At 60.8% G+C, this 20,780-nt stretch carries 24 protein-coding genes; all 24 read left to right on the top strand.

Going from position 1 to position 20,780, the window contains the following annotated elements; all coding sequences use genetic code 11:
* The first annotated feature begins 176 nt into the window (after nt 1–176).
* The 24 genes from RIN56_02270 (at nt 177) to RIN56_02155 (ending at nt 20,771) form a co-directional block, all read left to right on the top strand.
* A complete protein-coding gene (locus RIN56_02270) occupies nt 177–1,463 on the top strand; it encodes a glycosyltransferase family 2 protein (GenBank protein ID MDR7865610.1) in 1,287 nt (428 codons plus the stop codon).
* A gap of 121 nt (nt 1,464–1,584) precedes the next feature.
* A complete protein-coding gene (gene queD, locus RIN56_02265; GenBank protein MDR7865609.1) occupies nt 1,585–1,953 on the top strand; it encodes a 6-carboxytetrahydropterin synthase QueD in 369 nt (122 codons plus the stop codon).
* Entirely contained in the window at nt 1,911–2,684 is a 774-nt protein-coding gene (locus RIN56_02260; GenBank protein MDR7865608.1) for a 7-carboxy-7-deazaguanine synthase QueE, read from the top strand. The genes queD and RIN56_02260 overlap by 43 nt, the downstream gene beginning before the upstream one ends.
* Before the next feature lie 36 nt (nt 2,685–2,720).
* The gene (surE, locus tag RIN56_02255; GenBank protein MDR7865607.1) at nt 2,721–3,482 is read left to right on the top strand and encodes a 5'/3'-nucleotidase SurE; all 762 of its coding nucleotides are present in this window, start codon (nt 2,721–2,723) and stop codon (nt 3,480–3,482) included.
* 36 nt (nt 3,483–3,518) lie between these two features.
* Nucleotides 3,519–3,935, top strand: coding sequence for a TIGR04086 family membrane protein (locus tag RIN56_02250; protein ID MDR7865606.1), 417 nt, complete (start codon nt 3,519–3,521; stop codon nt 3,933–3,935).
* 122 nt (nt 3,936–4,057) lie between these two features.
* The gene (locus tag RIN56_02245; GenBank protein ID MDR7865605.1) at nt 4,058–4,699 is read left to right on the top strand and encodes an HAD-IA family hydrolase; all 642 of its coding nucleotides are present in this window, start codon (nt 4,058–4,060) and stop codon (nt 4,697–4,699) included.
* Between the two features lie 148 nt (nt 4,700–4,847).
* Complete coding sequence (locus tag RIN56_02240; GenBank protein ID MDR7865604.1) at nt 4,848–5,459, top strand: acetate uptake transporter; 612 nt, start codon at nt 4,848–4,850, stop codon at nt 5,457–5,459.
* Between the two features lie 209 nt (nt 5,460–5,668).
* Nucleotides 5,669–6,463: an S-methyl-5'-thioadenosine phosphorylase gene (mtnP, locus tag RIN56_02235; GenBank protein ID MDR7865603.1), complete on the top strand. Its 795-nt coding sequence runs from the start codon at nt 5,669–5,671 to the stop codon at nt 6,461–6,463.
* Nucleotides 6,464–6,479: 16 nt separating this feature from the next.
* The gene (mtnA, locus tag RIN56_02230; GenBank protein ID MDR7865602.1) at nt 6,480–7,526 is read left to right on the top strand and encodes an S-methyl-5-thioribose-1-phosphate isomerase; all 1,047 of its coding nucleotides are present in this window, start codon (nt 6,480–6,482) and stop codon (nt 7,524–7,526) included.
* 1 nt (nt 7,527) lies between these two features.
* Nucleotides 7,528–8,769 carry an adenosylhomocysteinase gene (locus RIN56_02225; protein ID MDR7865601.1) on the top strand — a complete coding sequence of 414 codons (1,242 nt, stop codon included), beginning with the start codon at nt 7,528–7,530 and terminating at the stop codon, nt 8,767–8,769.
* 27 nt (nt 8,770–8,796) lie between these two features.
* The gene (locus RIN56_02220; GenBank protein ID MDR7865600.1) at nt 8,797–9,462 is read left to right on the top strand and encodes a class II aldolase/adducin family protein; all 666 of its coding nucleotides are present in this window, start codon (nt 8,797–8,799) and stop codon (nt 9,460–9,462) included.
* Nucleotides 9,462–10,754, top strand: a complete 1,293-nt coding sequence (locus RIN56_02215; protein MDR7865599.1) for an amidohydrolase — start codon at nt 9,462–9,464, stop codon at nt 10,752–10,754. Before RIN56_02220 ends, RIN56_02215 begins: the two co-directional genes overlap by 1 nt.
* A 60-nt stretch (nt 10,755–10,814) precedes the next feature.
* The gene (locus RIN56_02210; protein ID MDR7865598.1) at nt 10,815–11,651 is read left to right on the top strand and encodes a sulfide/dihydroorotate dehydrogenase-like FAD/NAD-binding protein; all 837 of its coding nucleotides are present in this window, start codon (nt 10,815–10,817) and stop codon (nt 11,649–11,651) included.
* Nucleotides 11,639–13,036, top strand: coding sequence for an NADPH-dependent glutamate synthase (gene gltA / locus RIN56_02205; protein ID MDR7865597.1), 1,398 nt, complete (start codon nt 11,639–11,641; stop codon nt 13,034–13,036). Before RIN56_02210 ends, gltA begins: the two co-directional genes overlap by 13 nt.
* 109 nt (nt 13,037–13,145) lie before the next feature.
* Nucleotides 13,146–14,309, top strand: a complete 1,164-nt coding sequence (locus RIN56_02200; GenBank protein MDR7865596.1) for an aminotransferase class I/II-fold pyridoxal phosphate-dependent enzyme — start codon at nt 13,146–13,148, stop codon at nt 14,307–14,309.
* A 27-nt stretch (nt 14,310–14,336) separates the two neighbouring features.
* Nucleotides 14,337–14,684 (top strand): ASCH domain-containing protein, encoded by a 348-nt coding sequence (locus tag RIN56_02195; protein MDR7865595.1) that lies wholly within the window; start codon nt 14,337–14,339, stop codon nt 14,682–14,684.
* A 31-nt stretch (nt 14,685–14,715) separates the two neighbouring features.
* A complete protein-coding gene (locus tag RIN56_02190) occupies nt 14,716–15,294 on the top strand; it encodes a phosphate propanoyltransferase (GenBank protein ID MDR7865594.1) in 579 nt (192 codons plus the stop codon).
* Nucleotides 15,295–15,303: 9 nt separating this feature from the next.
* Entirely contained in the window at nt 15,304–15,504 is a 201-nt protein-coding gene (locus RIN56_02185; GenBank protein ID MDR7865593.1) for a DUF4264 family protein, read from the top strand.
* Between the two features lie 280 nt (nt 15,505–15,784).
* On the top strand, nt 15,785–16,522 hold the full coding sequence (locus RIN56_02180) for an IclR family transcriptional regulator (protein ID MDR7865592.1): 738 nt from the start codon (nt 15,785–15,787) through the stop codon (nt 16,520–16,522).
* Nucleotides 16,523–16,557: 35 nt separating this feature from the next.
* Complete coding sequence (locus RIN56_02175; GenBank protein ID MDR7865591.1) at nt 16,558–16,761, top strand: 4Fe-4S binding protein; 204 nt, start codon at nt 16,558–16,560, stop codon at nt 16,759–16,761.
* A gap of 17 nt (nt 16,762–16,778) precedes the next feature.
* On the top strand, nt 16,779–17,846 hold the full coding sequence (locus RIN56_02170) for a 3-methyl-2-oxobutanoate dehydrogenase subunit VorB (protein ID MDR7865590.1): 1,068 nt from the start codon (nt 16,779–16,781) through the stop codon (nt 17,844–17,846).
* A complete protein-coding gene (locus RIN56_02165) occupies nt 17,847–18,599 on the top strand; it encodes a thiamine pyrophosphate-dependent enzyme (GenBank protein ID MDR7865589.1) in 753 nt (250 codons plus the stop codon). It begins immediately after the preceding gene.
* On the top strand, nt 18,596–19,135 hold the full coding sequence (locus tag RIN56_02160; GenBank protein ID MDR7865588.1) for a 2-oxoacid:acceptor oxidoreductase family protein: 540 nt from the start codon (nt 18,596–18,598) through the stop codon (nt 19,133–19,135). The genes RIN56_02165 and RIN56_02160 overlap by 4 nt, the downstream gene beginning before the upstream one ends.
* Nucleotides 19,136–19,271: 136 nt before the next feature.
* Nucleotides 19,272–20,771 (top strand): sensor domain-containing diguanylate cyclase, encoded by a 1,500-nt coding sequence (locus RIN56_02155; protein ID MDR7865587.1) that lies wholly within the window; start codon nt 19,272–19,274, stop codon nt 20,769–20,771.
* The last annotated feature ends 9 nt before the right edge of the window (nt 20,772–20,780 follow it).

Raw genomic sequence — 20,780 nt, 5'->3', positions numbered from 1 at the left:
ATTCCTGATTTTGGTAAGCAGGGCCGCTTTACGCTTCTTTATTATGGCTTGACAAGTAAGGTTTACTATAATTAAAATGTAATTTGTGTATTAAGTGATTCGTTACTTTGTGACTGAGCCAGCAAGTGCCGAAAAGGGCGGATTCAAGGATTCGCCCACGAAAAGGAGACCGGCCCATGAACCAGCTATTTGACTACATAATGGTTCCAATGCAGCTGATTATCGTATTTTTCACTCTCTACTATTTCGCTCTTGCTTTCTTCGGGGTATGGCGCCGCCGGGAGATCAAGATAATGACCCCGAAGAAGTCGTTCGCGGTCATCGTCGCCGCCCACAACGAGGAACAGGTCATCGTCCAGCTGATCGAGAACCTGCATGTGCTCAAATACCCCCGCCACCTGTACGATATTTTCGTGGTGGCCGACAACTGCAAGGACCGCACGGCCGAGCTGGCCAGGGCCGCCGGCGCGATCGTGTATGAGCGCTTCAACCTCGAGCAGCGCGGCAAGGGCTATGCGATGGAGTGGATCTTCGCCAAGCTGTTCCGCCTGCCCCGCAAGTATGACGCGGTGGCGGTTTTTGACGCCGACAACCTGGTGCATCCTAATTTCCTGCTTGAGATGAACAACCGCCTGTGCAAGGGCGAGAAGGTCATCCAGGGCTACCTGGATTCCAAGAATCCCTGCGATACATGGATTTCCGGCACCTTCGCGATTTCCTTCTGGGTGGTTAACCATATCTGGCACCTGGCGAAGTATAATCTCGGCCTGTCGAGCGTTCTCGGCGGCACGGGGATGTGCATCTCGACCGACGTGCTCCATAAGTTCGGCTGGGGGGCTACTTGCCTGACCGAGGATATGGAGTTCACGATGAAGGCGCTGCTGCTCGGCATCCGCACCACTTGGTGCCACGACGCCATCGTTTACGACGAGAAGCCGCTCACATTCGTGCAGTCTTGGCACCAGCGCAAGCGTTGGGCCCAGGGGCACTTCGACGTGGCAAGCCGTTACATACCCCGCCTGTTGTACGAGGGGATCCGCCAGCGGGATATCCGCATCCTCGACGGCGTCCTTCACCTTCTCCAGCCTCATTTCCTGATCATGTCGACGACCTTTGTGGTTTGCAGCTACATTTACCATATCGTGCCGTTTTACACCAATATCCTCTTTATGATTCTGCCGGTCGAAGTCTGGCAGCTGATCGCCGTCGGCCAGTATGTTTTCCCGGTCATTGTCCTCGCAAAGATCCGCGCCCCCCTGAAGGCGTGGTGGTATATGGTGCTTTATCCGCTGTTCGTCTATAGCTGGATTCCCATCACTTTTATCGGCTTCCTGCACCGCAACGACCGGGAGTGGAGCCACACTCAGCACACCCGCGGCCTCAGCTACCGCGACGTGGCGCTGCTGGCGACGGCCGACGATTTTCCCAAGGAGAATTATTTAAGCAAGCAGGCGGCGAAATAGTAAGTCTGCCAATCGGATGTTCGCGCTGTTTCATAGATGAGTCTTGGGGCTCATCTATTTTTGTCGGCCGGCGAGTACTATCGCCGCGACGGGCTAATCATAGGGTTGGGAGGGATTAATGATGTACGAACTGACGACGATCGTCGATTTTGAGGCCGCCCACAGGCTGGCCGATTATCCCGGCAAATGCAACCGCCTCCACGGACATAACTGGCGTGTGGAGGTTACGGTGGCCGGCCCCGCACTGGACAGCCTGGGGATGCTGGTCGATTTCCGCGTCCTCAAACAGGAGGTAACGCGGGTTATCGATACGCTCGACCATTATTATCTTAACGAGATTGAGCCTTTCCGCGCCGTCAATCCAACGGCGGAGAACATCGCCGCGTATGTCTACCGCGAACTGGCCGGACACCTGCCGGCGGGGGTGGCGGTGACGGCGGTGAAGGTGTGGGAGTCGCCGCATTCGGCGGCCGTGTATCGGGAGGAGTGACGGCACAGGTGGAGATTGTCGAGGTTTTTTCCTCCATCCAGGGGGAAGGCAGGTATGTCGGCTACCGGCAGGTGTTCGTGCGCCTGGCGGGCTGCAACCTGGCCTGCGATTATTGCGATACGCCGGCTTCCCGCGTGGCGGCTGCGACTGCCAGGGTGGAGGCTACGCCGGGAGGGCGGGATTTCTTCGCGGTGGACAATCCATTACCGGTCGAGGCGTTGGCCGGGCATGTCAACAGCCTCCTCGGTGCGCCGCACCACTCGGTGAGCCTGACGGGCGGCGAGCCGCTCTGCCAGGCGGCGGAGCTGGCGGAGCTGGCGCCGAAGCTGGCCGGCCGCCTGTATCTGGAGACTAACGGGACGATGCCTGACGAGTTGGCGGCTGTGCTGCCCCATATCGATATCGTCAGTATGGATATCAAGCTGCCGTCGATCAGCGGGCGCGAACTGTGGGACGAGCATGAACGCTTTCTCCGTCTGGCGTCAACCCGCGAGGTGTATGTGAAGCTTGTGCTGACGGCGGCGACGGGCGACGAGGAGTTTCGCCGGGCGCTAAAACTGGTGGCGGCTGTGGACAGTCGCATCCCGGTGGTGCTTCAGCCGGTGACGCCGGTGGGGAGGGTGGCCGGCATCGCTCCGGAGGCGGTGCTGCGGCTGCTGGCGGCGGCGCTCGATGTGGTGGACGATGTGCGGGTTATACCGCAGACGCATAAGATAATGAATCAGCTGTGACAGCAGCATTTGCAGGATGGTATAGGAGGAGTTCTTTTGCGTATTCTGTTGACAAACGACGACGGGATCAACGCGCCGGGAATACAGGCGCTGTGGCGGGAGTTGGCGACGATCGGCGAGGTGACTGTTGTGGCGCCGGACAGCGAGCGGAGCGCAACGAGCCAGTCGATCACCGTCCATCACCCCATCCGCGTCGATCAATTCTGCATTGACGATCCGCCGCTGTGCGCCTGGCGAGTGGGCGGGACGCCCACCGACTGCGTGAAGATGGCTGTCGAGGCGCTGCTGCCGGTGAAGCCGGACGTGGTCGTTTCCGGGATAAACCAGGGCCCCAATATGGGGACCGATGTGCTGTATTCGGGGACGGTGAGCGCGGCGATCGAGGGGGCCCTCCACGGTATCCCGGCGATCGCGGTGTCGCTGGCCACTTTCAAGCCGGCCGATTTCCGGCCGGCGGCCCGCTTCGCCCGCAAGCTTGTCCTGGAGCTGGCTGAACGGACGCTGCCACCCGATACGCTGCTGAATGTCAACGTACCGCCGCTGCCGGATGAGGCGCTTGCCGGGGTGGAGGTGACCACTCTGGGGGTTATCGAATACGAGAATACCTTCGAGCGGCGCGAAGATCCCAGAGGCAGGATTTATTACTGGATGGGCGGCAGCCTGAAGGATACCGACAACAAGGATGGCACCGACGTCATGGCCGTTAAAAAGGGCAAGATTTCGGTGACGCCCATCCATTTCGATCTCACCAACTATGGAATCATCAAGCTTATAAAGGAATGGAATCTGGCTACTTAGCATAAATTACAGTAAAACCCTTGAGGGGGGGATACTGTGGCTAAGGTGACCAGACGCACACGGGCGAGTGTTCCGACGCAAAAGGTGCCAGGGGCGGTGATGGCGATCGGCGCAGGGGTGCTGGTCAGCTTGACGGTGTCGCTGGTGGCGATAATCTTCCTGTCGGTGGTCAGCCTGGCCACGGAGAGTCTGTTCATCGAGAACTATCTGCGCTATATCATGGTGGCGGTGACGGTGACGAGCATTTTCATCGGCAGCGCGTTTGCCGCTCAGCGCGCCGGGGGCGCGGGTCTGCTTGTCGGTATGGCGGTAGGTCTGATGTATGTGCTGATTTCGGTCGGCGTGGGGCTGGAGATGACCCAGGAACCGGTATCGCTGCTCGTGCTGGCGAACAAGGCGTTCGCCGGGATTGCCGCCGGGGCTCTGGGAGGCTTGGTGGGCGTCAATATTTAGCCGAGAGGATTTCCGCCGCCGGAGGGCGAAAAAATATCACGCCAGCTTTATCAGCGCGCCTGGTAGGGCTGGCGTTAATTTCCGGGAAGAGTGGACAAGCCAGTGATGACAGGGGGAGACCGATGAGCTACAAAGGTATTCTGTTCGATCTTGACGGTACGCTGCTGGACACAACCGATCTGATTCTCAAATCGTTTCAGCACACCATTAAAACCCACCAGGGCTGCGACGCGGATATGGCGCTGGTAAAATCGACCTTCGGCAGGCCGCTGATTGAGGCGCTGGCCCTGATGGGGCCCGATCCGGACGCGATGATAAGGACATACCGCGAGTACAACGTCCACTATCACGACGAACTGGCGAAGGTGTTCGCCGGGGTCGTCGAGGTGGTGCAGAGGCTGTACGACCGGGGCGTGAAGCTGGCGGTGGTGACTTCGAAGACACGGGTCACTTCGATACGCGGCCTGAGACTGTTCGACCTTGACAAGTATTTTCCGGTGGTGATCGGCCACGAGGACTGTCAGCAGCATAAACCGCACCCCGAGCCGGTGCAGCGGGCGCTGGCGGCGCTTGGTCTGCCGGCGGGCGATTGCCTTATGGTGGGGGACAGCCCGTTTGATATAATGAGCGCCAAGGCGGCGGCGGTGAATACGGCGGCTGTGCGCTGGACGTATGTGCCCTGGTCTGACGTGGTTGCGGCCGGGCCCGACCATATCATCGAGAACATGGGAGAGCTGCTCCCGCTATGCGGCATAAGGGATTAGCGCGTTTCTGACGTATACTGTATAAATTATGTTGTTATAATTTTTCGAAATATCGACCTTACCGATTGACGAGCCTCCTCCGATATGATAATTTAGAATGTGTTTACTTGTGTTGTATTGTTTTTATTTTGTGGGAGGAGTGTAAAAAATGGCAGAAGGACCGCAGAAGACTCAATTGGTGCTCGCGAATCCGACCGGACTGGGACTTTTTGGTTTGGCAATGGTTACGATGGTGGCTGCTTCGCAGAAACTGGGGTGGACAACCGGGTTATCGTTCGTTATCGTTTACGCAATTTTCCTGGGGGCAACCGCCCAACTCGTCGCTTCGATCTTCGATTTCTTCCATAATAATATATGGGGCGCCACGGTGTTCGGCGCGTACGCTTTCTTCTGGTACGCGATCGCCACCGCCTGGATGATGAAGATGGGCGTATTCGGCCCGATCCTGGCCCAGGCCGCCGATGTGGGGCAACTCGGCTGGGCCTTCACCGGTTACCTGATCTTCTCCGTCCTGATGACCGTCGGCGCGATGGAAGTCAACAAGGTTATCTTCGCGATCATGGTGCTGATCGACGTGCTGCTCGCCGCCCTGGCGCTGAACGCGTTCGGCATCGCCGCCCACGCTTCGCACGCCGTCGCCGCCTGGACCGAGCTGGTTATCTCGCTGCTGACCTTTTACGCCTGCTGCGCGGTCGTGCTGAATACGCATTTCGGCAAACCGTTCATGCCGATGGGTAAACCGTTCGGTATCTTCAAATAATAGTTTTTCCGGGCCTCCGCGACAGCGGGGGCCATTTTTATTGCGGTACGACGCAGATGGGGGGTATCGGCGGCCGTTTTTTAGCGAACAGGGAGGAGAATCGAGTCGCAAAGTCCAATATATAACACTTTGTACAACGTATTGTTGACCGATAAAATTTGGTACATATTATATTGAGAGAAAAGCAGCGATTTCTGGAGGGCGCAATGATGACGAGGATAGCGATTATCGGCGGCACGGGGCTGTACGACCCCCGCATTCTGGACAATGTCCGCGAGGACAGGGTGGTTACGCCCTACGGCGAGGTGGAGTATAAGGTGGGAGAGTACGCCGGCAAGGCGGTGGCCTTTATTCCCCGCCACGGGAGCAAGCATTCCATACCGCCGCATCTCATCAACTACCGGGCCAATATCTGGGCGATGAAGAAGATCGGCGTGCTGAGCATCATCGCTACGACGGCGGTGGGCTCGCTCAACCGTGACATGCCGCCGGGGCATTTCGTGCTGACCGATCAGTTCCTCGATTTCACCAAGAACCGGGTGACGACTTTTTACGAGGGCGGCGACCGCGGGGTGGTGCATGTGGATGTGACCGAGCCTTACTGTCCGTCGCTCCGTGCCGTTCTCCACAAGGCGGCCGTCGATAACGGCATCCCGGTCCACGCCCGCGGCACGTATGTGTGCGCCGAGGGTCCGCGGTTCGAGACGCCGGCCGAGATAAAGGCGTTCGCCCTCCTGGGAGGCGATATCGTCGGGATGACGAATGTTCCCGAGGTGACGCTGGCCAGGGAGGCGGAGATGTGCTACGCGACGGTGTCGATGGTGACGAATTTCGCCGCCGGCATTTCGCTCCAGCCGCTGACCCACGGCGAGGTGCTCGACGCCATGCGGACCAATCTTGAGAATATCAAGACGCTGGTTATGGCGACTATCGAGAGCTTAGACCCCGAGGCTCCCTGCGCGTGCCGACGGGCGCTGGCCGAATACGGCGGCTTCAAACTGTAGAGAGTGGTGATCTGGATTGCGTTCGCTTGAGTGGCAGGCTGACCGCCTGCGGTTATTGAATCAGACGGCTTTGCCGGGAAGTACGGAGTTTATCGACTGCCGCGACTGGCGCCGGGTGGCTGAGGCGATCCGCCGCCTGGAGGTGCGGGGCGCTCCGGCCATCGGCGCGGCCGCGGCCTTCGGCCTGGTGCTGGGAGCCCGCGAACTGAAGGCACAGCCGGGGGATTTTTGGACCGCGCTGCTTAATGTCGCCGAGGAGCTGCGGGGCACACGGCCGACGGCTGTCAATCTCTTCTGGGCCATCGACCGGATGCTGTCGGTAGCCAGCCGCTACGGCAGCGCCGCCGACCCGGCGGCCGTGACGGCGGCGCTGGAGGAGGAGGCGGTGGCTATCGCCCGTGAGGACGAGGCGGTCAACCGCCGCATCTCGGCCCACGGCGCGGCGCTTTTCCCGCCGCAGTGCGCCGTCCTGACCCACTGCAACGCCGGCGCGCTGGCGACGGTGGCTTTCGGCACTGCTTTGGGGGTCATCGGCGAGGCTTGGCGGCAGGGGCGCGTCAGCCGCGTGTACGCCGACGAGACGCGGCCGCTGTTGCAGGGCGCCAGGCTGACGGCCTGGGAGCTGAAGCACGAGGGTATCCCGGTGACGCTGATCACCGACAATATGGCCGGCTGGGTGATGCAGCGCGGGATGGTGCAGGCGGCCATCGTCGGCGCCGACCGCATAACGGCCAACGGCGATGTCGCCAACAAGATCGGCACATATTCGGTGGCGGTGCTGGCCAAGGAGCACGGTATCCCTTTCTACGTGGCCGCGCCTGTTTCCACCTTCGACTTTTCCCTCGCCAGCGGGGCCGACATCCCCATCGAGGAGCGCAGCCCGGCCGAGGTCACCAGCCTGGGCGGCGTGCGCACCGCCCCGGAAGGCATCGAGGTTTTCAACCCGGCGTTCGACGTCACGCCTAACAGGCTGGTGACGGCTATTATAACCGAGCACGGTGTGCTTAGGGCTCCGTACACGGAGGCCATCGCCGCGCTGCAGAAGAAGAAAGGGTGTAGATAATATGGAATCGATCATCAGAGACATCAAACTCGCTCCCCAAGGCATGGACAAGATCAACTGGGTGAAGGAGCATATGCCGGTACTGAATGTGCTGAACGCCGAACTTTCGGCAACAAAGCCTCTAGCCGGCAAGAAGATGGTTATCACCATGCATCTTGAGGCCAAGACGGCATATCTGGGCATGGTGCTGGCGAACGCCGGGGCGAGCGTGACCGTTACCGGCTCCAACCCGCTTTCGACTCAGGACGATGTGGCGGCAGCGCTGGCCAGCCAGGGGGTCAAGGTTTATGCCTGGCACAACACGTCGCCCGCGGAGTACGACGATTTCCTGCATAAGGCGCTCGACACCAGGCCGGACATCATCATCGACGACGGCGGCGACCTGGTGTCGCTGCTCCATGGCGAGCGCGCCGATCTGGCCGCCAACATCCTCGGCGGTTCGGAGGAGACGACTACGGGCGTCCATCGCCTCAAGGCGCTGGCGGCGGCCGGCAAGCTGAAGTTTCCGATGATCGCCGTTAACGACGCTTACTGCAAGTATTTGTTCGATAACCGCTACGGCACCGGCCAGTCGACCTGGGACGGCATCATGCGCACAACCAACCTGACGGTGGCTGGCAAGACGGTGGTGGTGGCCGGATACGGCTGGTGCGGCAAGGGCGTGGCGATGCGGGCCAGGGGCCTGGGAGCCAATGTCATCGTTACCGAGGTCGACCCCATCCGGGCGGCCGAGGCGCTGTTCGACGGCTATCAGGTGATGAATATGCTCGACGCTGCCGCCAGGGGCGATTTCTTCGTCACTGTGACCGGCTGCCGCGACGTGGTGTGCCGCGAGCATCTCAAGGCGATGAAGCCGGGAGCGATCATGGCCAATGCCGGCCATTTCGACGTGGAGATCAACAAGGAGCATCTGGACGAGCTGGCGGTGAGCACCCGCACGGTGCGCAAGAATATCGAGGAGTTCGTGTTCGCGGACGGCAAGAAGGTGTACCTGCTCGGCGAGGGCCGGCTGGTGAACCTGGCGGCCGGTGACGGCCACCCGACCGAGATCATGGACCTGTCGTTCGCCATCCAGGCGCTGTCGGTCCTCCATATCCTCGAGAACCACGGCAAGCTGGACAATCAGGTTTACAAGCTGCCCTACGAGCTGGACCGCAAAGTGGCGTCCCTCAAGCTCAAGGCGATGGGCATCGCCATCGACGAGCTGTCGACGACTCAGACCGATTATCTTAACAAAGCGTAGGGCTGGAAGCAGAAGGGGAGAGGGCGCATGAACGAGCTGACGGCGGTGAGGGCCGAGGTTGTGAGGACGGGACAGGCGATGCTGGAGCGGGGCCTGGTGGCCGGGACGTGGGGGAACGTGAGCATCCGCGTGCCCGGACAGGAGCTGGTGGCGGTAACGCCGTCGGGCCGCGACTACCGGAGCCTGCGCGCGGAGGATGTCGCTGTCGTCGATATGGGGGGCAAACAGGTGGCCGGCGAACTCACGCCGTCAACCGAAGTGCCTCTTCACCTGGCGATTTACGCCGCCCGGCCCGACATCGGCGCCGTCGTCCATACCCACAGCGTTTTTGCCAGCGCCTGCGCCGCCGCGCGTCGCCCCCTGCCGCCGATTATCGAGGATCTGGTGCAATTGGCGGGCGGGGCGATCGAGGTGGCCGCGTATGCGCTACCAGGGACGATGGAACTGGCGGCCAATGCCGTGGCGGCGCTGTCCGACCGCCAGGCGGTGCTGCTGGCCAACCACGGCGCGGTGGGCTGCGGCCGGACGGCCGCCGAGGCGTTGCTGGCCTGCGAGCTTGTCGAGAAGGGCGCCCAGATTTACATATACGCCAATCTCCTGGGCGGGGCCCAGGTATTGAGCGACGGGGATGTCGCGGAGATGCGCCGCTTTTTTGTGGAGCATTACCGGCGGCGTCAGGAAGGAGCGGAATGATGGCAAGGATACTGCTGAAGAACGGCGAGGTCTATACCGGCGGCAGCGTGGTCAAGGCCGACGTGGCGATCGATGGTGCGGCAATCGCCAGGGTGGGGGAGGTAGAGCCCGGCTGGCAGGCCGACCGGGTGATCGACTGCACCGATAAGCTGGTGCTGCCGGGGTTCGTCAACACCCATACCCACGCGGCGATGACGCTGTTCCGCAGCTACGCCGACGATATGGCGCTGATGGAGTGGCTGGAGACCAAGATTTGGCCGGCCGAGGCCAGGTTGACCGGCGAGGATGTCTACTGGGGAACGATGCTGGCGATTGCCGAGATGATCCGGGGCGGCACGACCGCCTTTGCCGATATGTATTTCTTTATGGACGACGTTGCCCGGGCGGTGGACGAGAGCGGCATACGGGCCGCACTGTCGCGCGGTATGGCCGGGGTGGCGCCGACCGCCGCGCAGGCGCTGACGGAGAGCGAGGCTTTCTACCGCGACTGGCACGGCGGGGCCGGCGGGCGGATAACGGTGATGCTGGGGCCGCACGCTCCCTACACCTGTCCTCCCGATTACCTCAGAAAAGTTACGGCCCTGGCGGCGAAGCTGGGGGCCGAGATCCATATACACCTGGCGGAGACGGCCGGCGAAGTGGCCGGCTGCGTCAAGGAGCACGGCAAGTCGCCCATCGCCCTGATGGACGAGCTGGGGCTGTTCGACTTCGGCGTGCTGGCCGCCCACTGCGTCCACCTGTCGGCCGAGGATATCGCCATCCTCAAGGCCAAGAAGGTGCGGGTCGCCCATAATCCCGGGAGCAACATGAAGCTGGCCAGCGGGGCGGCGCCGGTGCCGGCGCTGATCGCGGCCGGCGTGCCGGTAGGCATCGGCACGGACGGCACGGCCAGCAACAATAACCTCGATATGGTGGAGGAAATGCGGCTGGCGGCGCTCCTCAGCAAGGTCGCCGCGCTCGATCCGCTGGCGGTGCCGGCGGGCCAGGCGGTGGCCATGGCTACGGCAAAGGGGGCGGAAGTCCTCGGCCTGGGCGGAGTTACCGGGGTGCTGGCACCGGGCTACAAGGCCGACATCACCATTCTCGACATGACGGCCGGACACTGGTATCCGCGCCATGACCGCCTGTCGCTGCTTGTATATTCCGCCGCCGCCGCCGATGTCCATACAGTTATGGTGGATGGCAAGGTGCTGCTTGATGCCCGCCGCCTGACGACCATCGACGAAGAGCGGGTGAAGCGCGAAGCCGGCGCCCGCGGGCTTCGCCTGGTAGAATCGCGTAGGAACCAGTAGTAATAGGTATTTGTTGCCCTATAATTGGGTGTAAGTGTTAGTTTTAGGGAGGAATGGAACTTGTACAATATCGTCAAGAAAGAGGTACTGTCGCCCGGCGTCCTGCTGTTCGACGTCGCGGCGCCGCTGATCGCCAAGAAATGCCAGCCCGGCCAGTTCGTCATCCTGCGCATCGACGAGGACGGCGAACGCATCCCGCTGACCATCGCCGACTTCGACCGCGAGGCGGGGACGATCACGCTGATTTTCCAGGAGGTGGGGCACACCACCCGCCAGCTTGGCGCCCTGAATAAGGGCGACGCCCTCCTAGACCTCGTCGGCCCACTGGGCAAAGCGACCCACATCGACAACTTCGGCACCGTAATCTGTATCGGCGGCGGCATCGGCGTAGCCCCCGTCTATCCGATCGCCCGCGCCTACAAACAGGCCGGCAATAAAGTTATCTCCATCATCGGCGCCCGCAACGCCGACCTCCTCATCCTCGAAAAAGAGATGGCCGCCGTCAGCGACGAGCTCATCATCACCACCGACGACGGCAGCAAAGGCCGCAAGGGTCTCGTTATCCATCCGCTGCAGGAAATGATCGACGCCGGGATGAAAATCGACACAGTTATGGCTATCGGGCCGGTTATCATGATGCGCAGCGTCGCCGACGTCACCCGGCCGCATAATATCCATACCATCGTCAGCCTCAACCCGATCATGGTAGACGGCACCGGCATGTGCGGCGGCTGCCGCGTCAGCGTCGGCAACAAGAACAAATTCGCCTGCGTCGACGGGCCGGAATTCGACGCCCACCAGGTCGACTTCAACGGCCTGATGGCCCGCCAGCGGATGTACCAGGAACACGAGAAAATGGAGCGGTGCGGAGGAGGTAGCTGCAAATGCAACAAGTAAAGCATAAGATGCCGGAGCAGGCCGCCGACCAGCGGCGCCGCAACTTCAACGAAGTGGCCCTCGGCTACGAGGCGGAGACCGCCAAGGCCGAAGCCGCGCGCTGCCTGCAGTGCAAAACCGCCCCCTGCCGACAGGGCTGCCCGGTCGAAATCGACATCCCCAAATTCATCAAAAACATCAAGGAAGGCGACTTCGACGCCGCCATCGACGAGATCAAGACCAAGAACAACCTGCCGGCGGTCTGCGGCCGCGTCTGCCCGCAGGAAGACCAGTGCGAGAAATACTGCATCATGGGCAAGAAGGGCGAGCCGGTCGGCATCGGCCGTCTGGAGCGGTTCGCCGCCGACTACGCTATGGCCACAGGCCGCGAAGACAAAGTCGATGTGCCTGCCGAGGTTCTCGGCAAGGTTGCCGTCATCGGCGCCGGCCCGGCCGGACTGACCACCGCCGGCGACCTGGCGCGCCTGGGCTACAAGGTGACCGTTTTCGAAGCCCTCCACGCTCCCGGCGGGGTGCTGATGTACGGCATCCCCGAATTCCGTCTGCCGAAAGCCATCGTCCAGCGGGAAATCGCCGCCCTGCGCAAGCTGGGGGTCGATATCCAGGTCAACGCGGTTATCGGCAAGAGCTATACTATCGACGAACTTCTGAACGAGGAAGGGTACGACGCCGTCTTTATCGGCACCGGCGCCGGCCTGCCCCACTTCATGGATATCCCCGGTGAGAACCTCAACGGCGTATATTCGGCCAACGAATTCCTGACCCGCGTCAACCTGATGAAGGCCTACAAGTTCCCGCAGACCGGCACGCCGGTGCGGGTGGGCCGCCGGGTCGCCGTCGTGGGGGCGGGCAACGTTGCCATGGACTCGGCCCGCACGGCGCTCCGCCTCGGGGCCGAAAAGGTTTATATCGTCTACCGCCGCTCGGAGGAGGAGATGCCGGCCAGGCACGAGGAACTAGAGCACGCCAAGGAAGAGGGCGTCGAGTTCCGCCTGCTGACCGCCCCCGTGCAGGTGCTGGGCGACGACAAGGGCTGGGTAAAAGGCATCGAATGCATCAAGATGGAGCTGGGCGAGCCGGACGAATCCGGGCGGCGCAAACCGGTGCCGGTCGAGGGCTCCAACTACGTGCTCGACGTCGAGACGGTCGTCATGGCCATCGGCCAGGGGCCCAACCCGCTGGTGCAGGACACTACTCCCGGCCTGGCGGTCAACAAGCGCGGCAATATCATGGCCGACGAGACTGGCGCGACCTCCAAGGACGCCGTATTCGCCGGCGGCGATATCGTCACCGGCGCAGCCACCGTCATCCTGGCGATGGGCGCCGGCAAGAAGGCCTCTGCTAAAATCCATGAATATGTGCAAAATAAAAAGGCTGCCAGGTAGGAATCCCGCCCCTCCGGCTGGAATATTTCGCTTAGATGGATATAGCGTTTAGGCGGAGTGGTTGCCCGGATAACGAGGGCGACCGCAACCTACTATAGGGAGGGGTATTATGCTCGAACAAGCCAAACGGATGCAGGGCATGTCGTCGGCAATCTTCACCCAGGTCGACGACATGCGCAAAAAGGCGGTCGCCGCCGGTAAGGATGTAATCACTCTCAGTCTCGGCAGCCCGGACGTGCCGCCGGCGCCGCACGTCATGGAGGCGCTGATGCGGGGCGTCGCCGACCCGAAGAATTACGGCTATGCCTTGTCCAAGGGGACGCCTGCGTTTCTCCAGGCGGTCGCCGACTGGTACCGGACTAAGTTCGGCGTCGTTCTCGACCCGGCGACCGAGGTACACTCGCTTATGGGCTCCCAGGACGGGTTGGCCCATATTTCCCTGTGTGTAGCAAACCCCGGAGATGTGGTGCTGGTTCCCGACCCCGGCTATCCCATCTACACCGCCGGGCCGATCTCGGCCGACGCCGAACTGTATCTTATGCCGCTCACGCCGGAGAACGACTACCTGCCCGACCTCGACGCCATCCCGGAGAGCGTCCTCAAGCGGGCGAAGATGATGATTATCAATTATCCAAACAATCCGCTGGCCGCCACCGCCACCGTGGAGTTTTTCGCCCGTGTGATCGAACTGGCCAATCGCTACAAATTCCTCGTCTGTCACGATTTCGCTTACAGCGATTTGTGTTTCGACGGCTACCGGCCGCCCAGCTTCCTCAGCCTGCCGGGGGCCAAGGAAATCGGCGTCGAGTTTCACACGATGTCGAAGAGCTTCTGTATGGCCGGCTGCCGGGTGGGCTTTATGGTCGGCAACGCCCAGGCTGTCGAGCTCCTCGGCCGCGTGAAATCGAACTTTGACTACGGCATCTTTCTGCCCATCCAGCAGGCCGCCGTCGCCGCCCTCACCGGCCCCCAGGACTGCGTGACCGCGATGGCCGCCGAGTATCAGCGCCGCCGCGATATCGTCGCGGACGGCTTCAACAGCCTCGGCTGGAAGGTTGCCAGGCCAAAAGCGTCGATGTACATATGGGCGCCGGTGCCGACCAAGCAGGATTCGTTTGCTTTCGCCGCCAGTCTTATAGAAAACGCCGGGGTGGCCGTCGTGCCCGGAGTCGGGTTCGGCCCCCACGGCGAAGGTTATGTGCGGATCGCGCTCGTGCAGCCGCAGGATAGGCTCCGCGAGGCAGTTGACCGTATCCGCAAGTGGCTGGGATAGGAAAAACGACTGAGGAGGAAAAGTGATATGCGTGCGCTGAACTTCTACTCGTCAAACTACCACAGCCAGCTGGTGTGCCGGCGCAAGACCTGCACAATAAGGCTGGGGGACAAGACCCACAAGTATTCAGAGGGCGACATTGTCTGGGTGACTGTCGGCAAGCGCTTCGCGCAGAAGAAGAAGATCTACACCGCGGCCATCGACCGGGTGCTGGTCAAGCCGATCTGTCAGCTTACCGCCGAGGATCTGCAGGGTGAGAATCCCGATCTGGCAACTGTTGACGATCTGCTCGTATTCCTGCGGTCGATCTACGATAAGCCGCTTACCCCGAACGACACGGTGACGGTCGTCTATTTTTCGGAGATAATCGAATAGACTATTTTCTAGCAAGGAGTGTTTCTTAATCATGGCCAAACCCAAGATCCCGGTAGGGATTTCCGCTCGCCATCTCCATATCAGCCAGGAGCACCTCGACATCTTGTTCGGCAAGGGACATCAGCTCCACGTTTTCAAGGATCTCGGCCAGCCGGGTCAGTACGCCTGCGAGGAACGGGTCGACCTGGTGACCGAGAAGGGCAGTTTTAAGCAGGTGCGTATCCTCGGGCCGGTACGGCCCAAAACCCAGATTGAACTTGCGCTGACCGACGCGATGAAGCTGGGGCTGAAGATTCCCGTGCGCGATTCGGGCGACCACAGCGATGCTCCCGGGCTGACGCTCGTCGGCCCCAAGGGCCAGGTGAAGCTCGATACAGGCGTTATCGCCGCCTGCCGCCATATCCACATGACGCCGGCGGAAGCGGCCGAGTTCGGCGTGAAGGATAAGCAGTTCGTGTCCGTAAAAATGGGCGACGCCGAACGCTGCCTGATTTTCGACAAGGTGCTGGTGCGCGTCCACGACAGTTTCGCGCTGGAGATGCACGTCGATACCGACGAGGGCAACGCCTGCGGTGCGAGGTCGGGCGACTTCGCCGAAATAGTCGGGTAGGAGGCGACGATGGACGGGGATAACGCCGGCGGAAAAACGCTGGAGATGATCGCCGCCAGAGCCTTTCCCGCCGCCGGGGAGCTGGTGGACGTGGTCGATTTCCTCAACAAGTCGCTCAAGAGGGAAGGCTATGTTTTTGGAGTCAGCAAAACCGGCGACAAGATGACGATAAGCGTTTACCGGACCGACAGCCAAAAGACCTGCGAGTGAATCGCAGGTCTTTTTTCCTCTGTCTGTTTACAGCTACAACGCTTTCTCAGCCAGGGTATGTTACATTATTGACTGGGAATAATATGCATTTGGGCGACAAATGTACTTACCGTGCATACTTTTACGGTATTCTGTATTCATGCGCGGCGCAGGAAAATCCGGCAGGATTTAACCTTGCGTCTGCGAATATACTTCTATAGAGAATATAGAACGATGTTCGGCATGTGGAAACGGGGTGGTTTAGCTGGAGAAGGCGAATTCGCAGTATATCATCGCTTCGGTGGACCGGGCCGTAGAACTTTTGCTGCTCCTGGGCCGGCACCGCCGCGACATGGGCGTGACCGAACTCGCCAAGGAGCTTGGCGTCCAGAAGAGCACGATGCACAGCCTGTTGCAGACGCTGCTGCTGCGCGGCTTCGTCCGCCAGACGGATTCAGGCCGCTATACGCTCGGCTACGGGCTTATCAGGCTGGGAGAAGCGTGCGCCGAGCAGCTCGATATCCGTGAGATTGCCCGCCCGCTGATGGCCGAACTGGCGAACGAGACGCAGGAGATCGCGCTGCTGGCGGTGCTGTCGGGTACGGAGCTGATCATCATTGAGAAGGTTGAACCGCAGCGGCCGTTCTTCATAATCCCGAAGTTCGATTTTTCCATCACGCTGCATAGTACGGCGATCGGCAAGGTGCTGCTGGCCAACGCGCCGCCGGCTATTGTCGGCGAGGTGCTGCAGCGGGGGGTGGAGCGGTTCACGCCCTATACTATGACCGACCGGGAGGTACTGCAAAAAGAGCTTGCCCAGGTCAGGGAGCAGGGGTTCGCAGTTGGCTGCAACGAAACGATCGAGGGAGTAACCTGCATCGCCGTGCCTGTATACGATGCCTCGGGCAAGGTGACGGCCGCCCTGTCGGTGTCGAGCGCCAGCAGGGTGCTCGCGGCCCAGCGTTATGAGACGCTGGTGAGGATTCTCAAGGAGAAGGCCGGGAAGATCGCCCGGCGCTTAGGCTATCAACCTGTTTGATATTAAGGGTAATATTTTATAAAGGGGGAATTGCAGTGCCGAAACCTGTGTTCAACGAGGAAAGGTGCAAGGGGTGCGAACTGTGCACGGTGGTCTGCCCGAAGAAGATTGTGGTTATCGCCAATCGCTTCAACAGCAAAGGGTACCGTCCGGCTTCGTGCAGCGACGAGTCTCAGTGCATCGGGTGCATGCTGTGCGCCCGGACGTGTCCGGATGTAGTGATTGAAATCCATAAATAGGCAAGGGAGTGAATGAAGTGGCGGAAAAAATCCTGATGAAGGGTAATGAGGCAATCGGTGAGGCGGCTGTTGTCGCCGGCTGCCGCCATTATTTCGGTTACCCCATAACCCCGCAGAGCGAGCTCATCGAGTATATGGCCAAACGCATGCCCCAGGTGAACGGCGTTTTCCTTCAGGCCGAAAGCGAGGTCGCTGCCATCAATATGGTCTACGGCGCGGCCGGCGCCGGCGCGAGGGTGATGACCTCGTCCTCCAGCCCCGGCATCAGCCTTAAGCAGGAGGGTATTTCCTATATCGCCGGGGCGGAACTGCCCTGCGTCATCGTCAACATGGTTCGCGGCGGCCCCGGCCTCGGCAGCATCCAGCCCGGCCAGTGCGACTACTTCCAGGCGACCAAAGGCGGTGGTCACGGCGATTACCACAATATCGTGCTTGCACCCAATTCCGTGCAGGAAATGGTCGATTGCACCGTGCTGGCCTTCGAACTGGCCGACAAGTACCGCAACCCGGTTATGATTCTGGGCGACGGCGCGCTTGGCCAGATGATGGAACCTGTGTCTTTCCCGGAAAAGTCAGCCGAGGCTCCCGCCAAGCCGTGGGCGTCGACCGGCCTCAAGGGCCGCAAGGAACCGAATGTTATCAATTCCCTCCATATTCAGGCGCCCGATCTTGAGAAGCATAATTATCACCTGCAGATGAAATATCGGACCATCAAAGAGAATGAGCGCCGCTGGGAAGAGTATCGCACCGACGACGCCGAACTGGTGCTGGTGGCGTACGGCATTACCGCCCGCGTCGCTCAGTCGGCGATGGAGATGGCCCGCGCCGCCGGGCTGAAGGTCGGCCTGTTCCGGCCGATCACCGCCTGGCCGTTCCCATACGAGGAGTTGGGAAGGCTTGTTAAGACGGCCAAAGGGTTCATGTCGGTCGAACTTAGCGCCGGGCAGATGGTCGAGGATGTGCGGCTGGCGGTCAACGGCGCCAAACCGGTTTATTTCTACGGCCGGACGGGCGGCATGATCTGCAGCCCGAAAGAGGTGTTCGGCATCGTGAAAAAGATTATGCTGGGCGAGGAGGAGAAATAAATGGCGGAGATTGCATTTGCCAGGCCGGAGTCTTTACGCGATGTGCCGTTTCATTATTGCCCCGGCTGCCACCACGGCATTATTCACCGGCTAGTGGCCGAGGTGATCGACGAACTGAAGGTCCGCGACCGCACTGTCGGCGTGATGCCTGTCGGTTGCTCGGTTCTCGCTTATGAGTACTTCAATTTCGACACCCAGGAGGCGGCCCACGGCCGGGCGCCGGCGGTCGCGACCGGTGTGAAGCGCGTGCATCCCGATAATGTTGTGTTTAGTTACCAGGGTGACGGCGACCTTGCGTCGATCGGCTGCGCCGAGATCGTCCACGCCGCGGCGCGGGGCGAGAAGATTACTACCGTGTTTGTCAACAACGCCATTTACGGGATGACAGGCGGCCAGATGGCGCCTACCTCGCTGCCCGACCAGGTGACGACGACTTCGCCTTATGGCCGCAAGGTCGAATCGGTCGGCATGCCGATCAAGGTTTGCGAGATGCTGTCGACGCTCGACGGAGCTAAGTATATCGCCAGGGTGGCGGTGAACAACCCGGCCAATATGGCGAAAGCTAAGGCGGCAATCAGGAAAGCGTTCGAAGTTCAATTGAGCGGTCTCGGTTTCGCGATCGTCGAGGTGCTGTCGACCTGCCCGACCAACTGGGGGATGTCGCCGCTGGAAGCGGTCGGCTGGATGGAAAAGAATATGATGCCGTATTATCCGCTGGGGGTATTCAAAACACCGGAGGAGGTGGCGAAATGACCCACGAAATCGTTATGGCCGGTTTCGGCGGCCAGGGCGTCATGCTGATGGGGCAACTGATGACTTACGCCGGGATGCTGGAGAACAAGCATGTATCCTGGATTCCGTCCTACGGTCCGGAGATGCGGGGCGGGACGGCCAACTGCTCGGTCATTATCTCCGACGAGCCGGTCGGGGCGCCGATCGTGAGCGAACCGACGACGGTCGTGGCCATGAACCTGCCTTCGCTGGATAAGTTCGAGGCGTCGCTGCAGGCGGGCGGCAATCTGATCATTAACAGCTCGCTCATCGAGCGGGGCAGCAAGCGCAGCGATGTAAAGGTTCTCCTCGTGCCGTCGAACGATATCGCCAACGAGCTCGGTAACGCCAAGGTGGCCAATATGGTGGTGCTGGGGACGATTATCGCCGCAACCAAAGCGGTGAGCCAGGAGTCGGTCCTGAAGGCGTTTGCCAAGATGTTCGCCAAGAAACCCGAGCTGCTCGCGATCAACGAGCAGGCCATCAAGCGCGGCGCCGCCCTTGTGGAGGGTAAATAAGCCTATTATCGGCAACAAAACTCAGGCAGCCTGAAGCCGTCCCATCGGGACGGCTTTTTTCGTCTGTAATCGGCAGGATTTTCCCCTACAGTCAGCGAATTGTAGGCGTAATGTTTGTCCGCGAAGGAAGGGCGATATGGTGTCAGATCCGACCGGTTATCACGCCATTATTACAGCGCTGCTCGATTCCGTGCCGGCGACGGCCCTGACCGTCGACGGCAACGGCAATATTTCGCAGATAACGTCCAGCCGCCGCAGGGGTACGGCTTGGCGGTTCGCAAGGGGCAAAAAGTTCACCCGGCTGCTCCGCCTGGTATACGGGCCGGCAGCCGACCCGCTGTGCGAGGCTTACGAAACGGCCGTCCGGACGGGGCGGCCCGTCCGTTTGCCCCATTTCCGGCACGAAACCGTGCGCGGGTTGGTGGAGTTTTTTTCCTGGAGTTTCCTCCCCGGCATTACGGACGGCTCTATGGCTGTGTGTGCCCTGAATGTCACCGAAGCTGTTTGCCTCGAACAGGAATTTTCCGCTGTATCCCAACAGTATGCCGCCGCGAACCGCGACCTGCTGGCTGCGATGTCGAAGCTCGATTTCCGGCTGATGGACCTTGACCAGGCGCATAAGAAGCTGGCGGCGCTGTATCGCATTACTTCGGTCGCCCAGCGGACGGCTAACGAGGATGAAGTGCTGGACGAGATCGTGGCCGGGATTACCGGCGAGCTTGGTTATGCCTGCGCCGCCGTACTGCTCCTCGACGAGGAGCGCCAGGAGCTTGTGATGAAGGCCAGCCGCGGTTATCCGCCCAATGTCCGCATCCCCTACGGCAAGGGCGTGACCTGGAATGCTGTGTTAAAGCGCGAAATGGTGTTCGTGCCGGATGTATCCAAGGATCCGCGCTATATACCGGCGATCGGCAATGGGGTGAGCGAGCTGGCTGTGCCGCTCATTTGCGCCGATAAGGTTATCGGCGTGCTGGATGTTGAAACAACAGCCGAAAGGCCGCTGCACCACTACGACCGCGATCTTATCGGGTCGCTGGCCGGGCAGGTGGCGCTGTCGATCACCCACGCCAAGCATGTGGCGCGGGTGGAGGTCCAGGCCGTCACCGACGGCCTCACCGGTCTTTATAACTACCGTTATTTTCTTGGTCAGCTCGATCACGAGTTTAAGCGCGCGGTCCGCTATTCCCGGCCGCTGTCGCTCATTCTGATCGATATCGACCATTTCAAACGTTATAACGACAACAACGGCCACAGCCTCGGCAACGAGGTGCTCCGCCAGGTAGCGGAGATTATGCGGCAGGTGAGCCGCGATGTCGATTTTGCCGTGCGCTACGGCGGCGAAGAGTTTATCGTACTGTTGCCGGAGACAAACCTGACGGAAGCGTGCGCCTTCGCCGAACGATTTAGGTCGTTGATAGCCGATCAGCCGTTCGTCGGCTGCGATAAGCAGCCTGGCAAGGCGTTGACGGTAAGTATCGGCGTTTCGGGGTATCCGTTCGACGCCCATTCGGACATCGAGCTGCTGGAGCACGCCGACGCCGCGTTGTATCTGGCGAAGCGGACTACCAGGAACTGCGTTATGACTTACCCGACCAAGCGGGGCGGGAATGGCAGGCCGCAGGCGACCTGCGGCTAAAGATCGTTT

The sequence above is a fragment of the Sporomusaceae bacterium genome (genome assembly GCA_031460455.1).
In the GTDB taxonomy this organism is placed as follows: Bacteria; Bacillota; Negativicutes; order Sporomusales; family UBA7701; genus Anaeroselena.
This window is presented reverse-complemented; position numbering and strand designations above follow the sequence as displayed.

Excerpts from the sequence above, each read along its gene's own strand:
- RIN56_02270 (MDR7865610.1), top strand. The coding sequence starts at position 177 with ATGAACCAGCTATTTGACTACATAATGGTTCCAATGCAGCTGATTATC.
- queD (MDR7865609.1), top strand. The coding sequence starts at position 1,585 with ATGTACGAACTGACGACGATCGTCGATTTTGAGGCCGCCCACAGGCTG.
- RIN56_02245 (MDR7865605.1), top strand. The coding sequence starts at position 4,058 with ATGAGCTACAAAGGTATTCTGTTCGATCTTGACGGTACGCTGCTGGAC.
- RIN56_02240 (MDR7865604.1), top strand. The coding sequence starts at position 4,848 with ATGGCAGAAGGACCGCAGAAGACTCAATTGGTGCTCGCGAATCCGACC.
- mtnP (MDR7865603.1), top strand. The coding sequence starts at position 5,669 with ATGACGAGGATAGCGATTATCGGCGGCACGGGGCTGTACGACCCCCGC.
- RIN56_02225 (MDR7865601.1), top strand. The coding sequence starts at position 7,528 with ATGGAATCGATCATCAGAGACATCAAACTCGCTCCCCAAGGCATGGAC.
- RIN56_02220 (MDR7865600.1), top strand. The coding sequence starts at position 8,797 with ATGAACGAGCTGACGGCGGTGAGGGCCGAGGTTGTGAGGACGGGACAG.
- RIN56_02215 (MDR7865599.1), top strand. The coding sequence starts at position 9,462 with ATGGCAAGGATACTGCTGAAGAACGGCGAGGTCTATACCGGCGGCAGC.
- gltA (MDR7865597.1), top strand. The coding sequence starts at position 11,639 with ATGCAACAAGTAAAGCATAAGATGCCGGAGCAGGCCGCCGACCAGCGG.
- RIN56_02200 (MDR7865596.1), top strand. The coding sequence starts at position 13,146 with ATGCTCGAACAAGCCAAACGGATGCAGGGCATGTCGTCGGCAATCTTC.
- RIN56_02195 (MDR7865595.1), top strand. The coding sequence starts at position 14,337 with ATGCGTGCGCTGAACTTCTACTCGTCAAACTACCACAGCCAGCTGGTG.
- RIN56_02190 (MDR7865594.1), top strand. The coding sequence starts at position 14,716 with ATGGCCAAACCCAAGATCCCGGTAGGGATTTCCGCTCGCCATCTCCAT.
- RIN56_02185 (MDR7865593.1), top strand. The coding sequence starts at position 15,304 with ATGGACGGGGATAACGCCGGCGGAAAAACGCTGGAGATGATCGCCGCC.
- RIN56_02165 (MDR7865589.1), top strand. The coding sequence starts at position 17,847 with ATGGCGGAGATTGCATTTGCCAGGCCGGAGTCTTTACGCGATGTGCCG.
- RIN56_02160 (MDR7865588.1), top strand. The coding sequence starts at position 18,596 with ATGACCCACGAAATCGTTATGGCCGGTTTCGGCGGCCAGGGCGTCATG.
- RIN56_02155 (MDR7865587.1), top strand. The coding sequence starts at position 19,272 with ATGGTGTCAGATCCGACCGGTTATCACGCCATTATTACAGCGCTGCTC.